The organism is Myxococcaceae bacterium JPH2 (assembly GCA_016458225.1).
Classification (GTDB): domain Bacteria; phylum Myxococcota; class Myxococcia; order Myxococcales; family Myxococcaceae; genus Citreicoccus.
The window spans coordinates 240940-247183 of sequence record JAEMGR010000013.1; the positions used below are offsets into that span (position 1 = coordinate 240940).

At 69.7% G+C, this 6244-nt stretch carries 6 protein-coding genes; 5 read left to right on the forward strand and 1 reads right to left on the reverse strand.

Features of this window, described 5'->3' with window-relative positions; genetic code table 11:
* The first annotated feature begins 95 nt into the window (after nucleotides 1-95).
* The 4 genes from JGU66_21410 to JGU66_21425 are packed head-to-tail and all read left to right on the forward strand — an operon-like array spanning nucleotide 96 to nucleotide 3227.
* Nucleotides 96-656 (forward strand): hypothetical protein, encoded by a 561-nt coding sequence (locus JGU66_21410; protein ID MBJ6763331.1) that lies wholly within the window; start codon nucleotides 96-98, stop codon nucleotides 654-656.
* Nucleotides 656-1534 carry a matrixin family metalloprotease gene (locus JGU66_21415; GenBank protein ID MBJ6763332.1) on the forward strand — a complete coding sequence of 293 codons (879 nt, stop codon included), beginning with the start codon at nucleotides 656-658 and terminating at the stop codon, nucleotides 1532-1534. Before JGU66_21410 ends, JGU66_21415 begins: the two co-directional genes overlap by 1 nt.
* A complete protein-coding gene (locus JGU66_21420) occupies nucleotides 1531-2463 on the forward strand; it encodes a matrixin family metalloprotease (protein MBJ6763333.1) in 933 nt (310 codons plus the stop codon). Before JGU66_21415 ends, JGU66_21420 begins: the two co-directional genes overlap by 4 nt.
* A 56-nt stretch (nucleotides 2464-2519) precedes the next feature.
* Entirely contained in the window at nucleotides 2520-3227 is a 708-nt protein-coding gene (locus tag JGU66_21425) for an HAD family phosphatase (GenBank protein ID MBJ6763334.1), read from the forward strand.
* Between the two features lie 49 nt (nucleotides 3228-3276).
* Here the strand turns inward: JGU66_21425 and JGU66_21430 are convergent, their stop codons facing one another.
* A complete protein-coding gene (locus tag JGU66_21430; protein ID MBJ6763335.1) occupies nucleotides 3277-5346 on the reverse strand; it encodes a TonB family protein in 2070 nt (689 codons plus the stop codon).
* A 239-nt stretch (nucleotides 5347-5585) separates the two neighbouring features.
* Here JGU66_21430 and JGU66_21435 point away from each other — a divergent pair, with 239 nt between their 5' ends.
* Nucleotides 5586-6149, forward strand: coding sequence for a chemotaxis protein CheW (locus tag JGU66_21435; GenBank protein ID MBJ6763336.1), 564 nt, complete (start codon nucleotides 5586-5588; stop codon nucleotides 6147-6149).
* The last annotated feature ends 95 nt before the right edge of the window (nucleotides 6150-6244 follow it).

Sequence of the window (6244 nt, forward strand, 5' to 3'; positions counted from 1 at the left end):
TAGCAGTTGGACACCAGGGGGTCAACGCAAGCCACCCCTTGCTCGATGCGCGCGTGGGGCGGTGGGGATAGGCTGCGCCGCCAAGGAGACACTTCATGTCGATTCGTCACGTACTTTGCACGGTGCTGCTGGTGGGGCTGCTCGTGGGACGGCCGGCGGAGGCCACGACCTTGCTTCGCGCGGACCTCACCTCGCTGGCGCGGGGCTCGGACGCCGTGGTCCACGGCATCGTCCAGCGCGTGCAGAGTCGGTGGAGCGGGGACGGCATGCGGATCGTCACCGACGTGGAGGTGGAGGTGACGGAGTCCCTCAAGGGACAGCCCGGAGGCACGGTGCTCATCACCCAGCCGGGTGGACGGGTGGGGGACCTGGGGCAGGTGGTGAGTGGACTCGCGAGCTTCTCGCCGGGCGAGGAGGTAGTGCTCTTCCTGGAGAAGAAGGGCGCGTCCTCCTTCCGGGTGTCCGGCATGGCGCAGGGCAAGTATCAGGTGCAGCGTGGCGCGGACTCGCGCTCCGCCATGGCCGTGCCCGCTTCGCTCGGGGACGCGGTGGTGCTGGATCCCCAGACGCGCGAGGTCTCGCAGTCGTCCGCTCAGTCCATGACGCTGGAGGCGCTGAAGGCCGCCATTCGCGCGGCCCTGCAGGAGGCGAAGTGATGCTCGCGCTCGCCTCGTGGGTGGTGGCGCTCGCGCTGGGGCAGGCGTCGGATCCGTATGTCCGCAGCCGCGTGGTCGCGGGCGACTCCTCCTCCCAGGCCTTGTTCTGGAACCAGCCGCGCATCGACTGGCAGCAGAGCAGCCTGGGCAATCCGAACCTGAACCCGCACACCGAATTCGATGCGGTGCGCGCGGCCTTCAAGAGCTGGCAGACCCTGTTCACCCGCTGCGGCAACCTGGACTTCGCAGAGGGGCCGCTCGTGGACGCGCGCAAGGTGGGCTTCACGCGCGGCGGGGACAACCAGAACCTCGTGCTCTTTCGCATGACCCGCTGCAAGAGCTTCGTGGCGTCCACGGATGCGTGCTGGAAAGCGGAGACGTGCGCCAACCAGTACGACTGCTGGGATGACGACGATGGCACGCTCGCCGTCACGGTCACCACCTATGACGAGCGCTCGGGCATCATCCGCGACTCGGACATCTCCTTCAACGCGGCGACCTATACGTTCACGACGGGCAGCGGCGCGCCATGCATTCTGGTGCCCGGCCCGGACTGCGCCTCCACCGACGTGCAGAACACCGCCACGCACGAGATTGGTCACATGGTGGGGCTGGACCACACGCGCGCGGCGGGCTCCATCATGAACCGGAGTTCGTCGCCCGGTGAGCTGTCCAAGCGGGTCATCGACAGCGGGTCGAGCGAGTTCGTCTGCGTCACCTATCCCAAGGGCGGCGTGAGCCAGTCGTCGCCCCATCCCGTGGTTGACCTGGAGCTGGGACACAAGGCCGGTTGCGACGCCGCGGGAGGCGGATTCTCGGCGCTGGCGGTGTTGGGGCTGGGTGTGCTCGCGCGCTCGCGCCGGCGAGGTGTCCGGTGAAGAGGAGCCGCCTGCTGCTGCTGATCGCCTGCGCGGTCGCTGGGGTCGCGGGGGCGCAGCAGGGGTTGTCCTTTCGGCGCACGGCGGTGCGCGGGCGTCCGCTGTGTCTGATGTGGCCGGGGCGCGATTACGTCTATCACCTGGACGCGGCGGGGACTTCGCGCACGCCGCGAGACGCGGCGGTCACGGCCATCGAAGCGGCCTTCGACAGCTGGCGTGCCCTGTCCGCCTCGTGCAGCGACTACCGCTTCATCCGGGGCGACGACTGGACGCTGCCGGTGTCCGCTGGCTACGACAAGGAACACCCCGCCGACAGCTACAACGTCATCCTCTTCCGCGACCGCGCCTGCCAGGACGTGGTCGCGATGGATGACCCGTGCTGGGACGCGGAGACGTGCGGCAACCTCTACTCGTGCTGGCAGCACGGCCCCGCGACCATCGGGCTCACCACGTCCACCTTCAGCTTCACGGATGGGCGCGTGCTCGACGCGGACATCGAGCTGAACTCGTCGCAGCCGGGCGGCGGCACGGGGTTCCTCTTCACCACGGTGAACGCTCCGGTGTGCTCGGGCCCCGCGCAGCCCACGTGCGTCGCGACCGACCTGCAGAACACGCTGACGCATGAGATTGGCCACGTCGTGGGCCTGGACCATGTGGACGACCGGGGCTCCACGATGGAGGCCACCGCACCCCAAGGGGAGACCGCCAAGCGGGTCATCGACTCGGGCTCGGCGCGGGGCTTCTGCTCCACCTATCCGCGCGGGCTTCCTCCCACGCAGTGCGAGCCGCCGAAGGATGCAGGCATGAAGCTCGTGGTGGACGGCCGAGGCACGGGCTGCGCGAGCACGGGGCCAGGCTCGGCGTTGGTGGGTCTAGTGCTCGGGGCCGGGGTGCTCCTGCGCCGTCGGGGCCGCCGGGCGGGCGGTTGAGTGGACGGCCCCCCAAGGGGCTGCCGATACCGGTTCGCGCGGTTTAAGGTAGGGGCGTGGCCGTCGCCTTCTTCGATCTCGACAAGACGCTGCTCGCGGCGAATTCCGGCTCCCTGTGGATCCGCCGGGAGCTCGCGCTCGGGCACATCACGCGCCTGCAGGCGGTGCGCGCGAGCCTGTGGATCGCCCGCTACCACCTGGGCTTTGTCTCCATGCAGGACGCGGTGCAGCGGGCCATCTCGTTCCTCGCGGGCACGGACGCCGAAGCGCTTCATTCGCGCACGCGGGCCTTCTACGCGGAGGAGGTTCGCCCCCTCTACCGTCCCGGCGCGCTGCGCGCGGTGGAGGCGCATCGGAGCGAGGGAGACCGGCTGGTCCTCCTGACCTCCTCCTCGGGCTACCTGTCCGACCTGGTGGCCGCCGAGCTGCGCCTGGATGCCGTGCTGTGCAATCGCTTCGAGATCGGGAGCGATGGCCTGCACACCGGGCGCCCCCTGGGACCCATCTGCTTTGGCGAGGGCAAGCGAACCCACGCGGAGACCTACGCGCGCTCGGTGGGCGTGCCGCTGTCCGCGTGCGCCTTCTACACGGACTCGTATTCGGACCTGTCCGTGCTGGCGGTGGTGGGGCGGCCGGTGGTGGTGCACCCGGATCATCGCCTGCGGCGCGAGGCGCAGCGGCGGGGCTGGCCCGTGGTGGATTGGGGCGTGCCGGGAGCGAGCCGCGTGCTCGAGTCTCCCAGCCTGCCCACCGCCGGAACGTGAGCGGTGAAGGGCCCGGGCCGCCCGCGTGGACGGCCCGGAGCCTCGTGCGTCAGCGGCGCGGCATCACGAGTCGCATGGTGAACGTGTAGTCCACGTTCACCGGACGGCCCTGGTACTGGATGGGCTTGTAGGTGCGCGACTGCAGGGCCGTGAGGACGACCTGCTCCATGCCCGTCACCATCTTCAGGGCGCGACAGTTCTGCACCTTGCCCTTGTTGGTGATGGTACAGCGCACCGCGACGAGTCCCTCGGCCTTCGCGGCCAGCGCCTCGCGCGTGTACGCGATGGGCTTGCCGTCATCCTCGGGGATGGGTCGCTCCATGTCGTTGTTGAACGGGATGATCGCGTCGGGGTCCTTCGCGATGAGGACGTGGGCGGGAATCACGGGCACCGCCAGGCTCCCCACCGCGCCCGCCTGCGCCGCCGCCGCGGTGCCCACGGCCGCCGCGGACTTGTTGTCCACCGGAGTGGACGCGGGCGCTTGCGCCGTGGCGGGAGCGGCCGCCATCAGCACGGGCGCGGCCATTCCGCCCGCCGTCACGGGCGCCAGGTTCTCGAAGTCCTCGGGCGTGGTGGCGTTGGCCAGCTCCACGCGGCTGCCTCCGCCTCCGCCTCCGCCGCCCCGCTTGCGCGCCAGCTTCTGCGAGAGCACCACCTCGCCGGAGCCGCCGGTGATGACTGTCTCCGTCTGGTAGCCCTCGAGCTGGAAGGTCAGCTCCGCCGTCACGCTGCCCTCGGTGCCCAGCGGCACCTCCAGGGTGAACGGCGTGATGCCGCGCTCGCGTCCCTTGTAGTAGACGCGCGCGCCGTTCGGCTGGCTCATCAGCTTGAAGCGCACCTTGCCGGCGCCCACGGGCGCGGTCGGCTCGGGCGCGGGGGCGGGGACCGCGGGCGCGGGGGCCTGGGCCACTTCCACCGGCTTCTTGTCCTCGGCCGGGCCGCGCATGAAGAAGAGCGCGCCCGCGAGCACTCCCGCCACCACCACGCCGCCCACCAGTCCACCCATCAGCAACGTGCGCTGACGGGCGCGCTGGACCGCGCGGGGGACTTCGACGCTGATGTCCACGGCCAGCGTGTCGCCCCCCTCGCTGGTGCCCGCCACGTTGGAGAACAACGGCGAGGCATACGGCCCCGTCGTGGGGGGCGAGGGGTAGGGGCCCGTCGTCGACGAGCCACCGGGCCGCTTGAACACGCCGCTGCTTCCGCCCGCGGACATGGTGGCCTCGCGCAGGCCCTCCAGCAGCTCGTCCATGCTCTGGTAGCGGCGCGCGGGGTCCTTCTCCAGACAGCGCCGCACCACCAGCTCGATCTCGGGCGGCACGGAGATGTCCGGGCGCATCGCCTGGAACGTGGGGGGCGGCTCTTTGTAGTGCGCGAAGATGAGTTCGATGTGATCGCGCGCGATGAACGGCGGGCGCGCCATCATCATCTGGAACAGCACGATTCCCAGCGAGTACACGTCACTGCGCGCGTCCGCGACGTTGCGCGCCTGCTCCGGCGCCATGTACTGCGGTGAACCGAGGAACGTGCCGTTCTGCGTAATCTCCGGACTGACCGGCCCTTCCTGCGCCGGCGCCACCGACTTCACGAGCCCGAAATCGAGCACCTTGACCAGATCCTGATCCTGCTCGTTCAGGATCATGATGTTGGCGGGCTTCAGGTCGCGGTGGATGATGCCCAGGCTGTGCGCCTCGCGCAGAGAGCGGCACACCTGCTGCGCGATGGAGATGGCGCGCTGCCACGGCAGCGGTCCCACCTGCCCGAGCACCTGGGCCAGCGTGCGACCCTCCAGGTACTCCATGGCGATGTAATAGATGCCGTCATCCGTCTGCCCGTAGTCGATGACCGTGACGGTGTTCGGATGGCGCAGCTTGGAGGTCAGCGAGGCTTCGCGCAGGAAGCGCTTCTGGAAGCCTGGGTCTCGGCTGCTGGGGAAGTTCGGATTGAGGACCTTCAGGGCGACCATGCGGTCCAGCGGGGCCTGCAGGGCGCGGTAGACCTTGCCCATGCCGCCAAGGCCCAGGGGTTCCTGGATGCTGAAGCGACCGTTCAGTGTGCGACCGATGAGCGGATCTGGCCCCGGGGCTTCGGCAGGGTTTGGGGAATCACCCTTGATCATTCGTGCCCCCAGGAAGCAAGGAACATGGGTTCTCCGGAAATGCGACAGTCCGGCATCAAACCACAACTGAAAGGTGGGGCACACCCCAGGGGTCAACCCACCACCAGGTCCAGTCAGCGCAGACCCGGCGACAGCAGATGGAAAACGGTGGACGATCCGCTCTTGCCCGCATTGCGTTGCGTTGGAACCCGGATTACCGTTTTTTCACCCGCGGCCCATGTAAAGGCCGGAGTTCCCTGATGGCTGAACCCCCGAACAAGACCGCGGATGTGCATCTGCGCCGCGCCTCGGTGCAGGAGCGCCTGGGGGCGCTCGAGGCCGAGCAGGCGCAGCTGCGCCGCGAGCTGGCGCAGCTGGATGGCGAGGTGCGACTGCCGGGCATGTACCTGACGGTGGAGGCCGCGGGGACGTCCGCGCTGTTGCCGGCGGACTCGGTCCAGGAGGTGGTGCGGTTGGTGGCGCTGGACTCGCTGCCGGGGGCACCCAAGCACGTGGTGGGCTCGTTCATGTACCGGGGGAGTCCCGCGGTGGTGGTGGACGTGGCGCGGCTGTTGGGTGTGCGACGCGAGCCTGACCTCGACTCGCACCTGGTGGTCTGCAAGGGCCAGCGGCTGGTGGCGCTGCTGGTGGATCGCGTGAAGGACCTGGTGGAGGCGCCGCTGTTGGTGGATGGCGCTCCGTCGGGGGACTCGGTGCTGCCGTGGGATGGCACCGGGATGATGGCGGGCCTGTGCCGCACGCCGGAGGGCATCCGCCCGCTGCTGCGCACCGCCACGGTGTTGGCCGGGTCGGAGGGGTCGTGAGCGAAGGGCTCCTCGACGACGCGACGCTGGCCCAGGTGGAGGACGTGCTGCAGTCGGCGTGTGGTCTGACGCTGGCGCGCAGCCTCCGCCGCTCG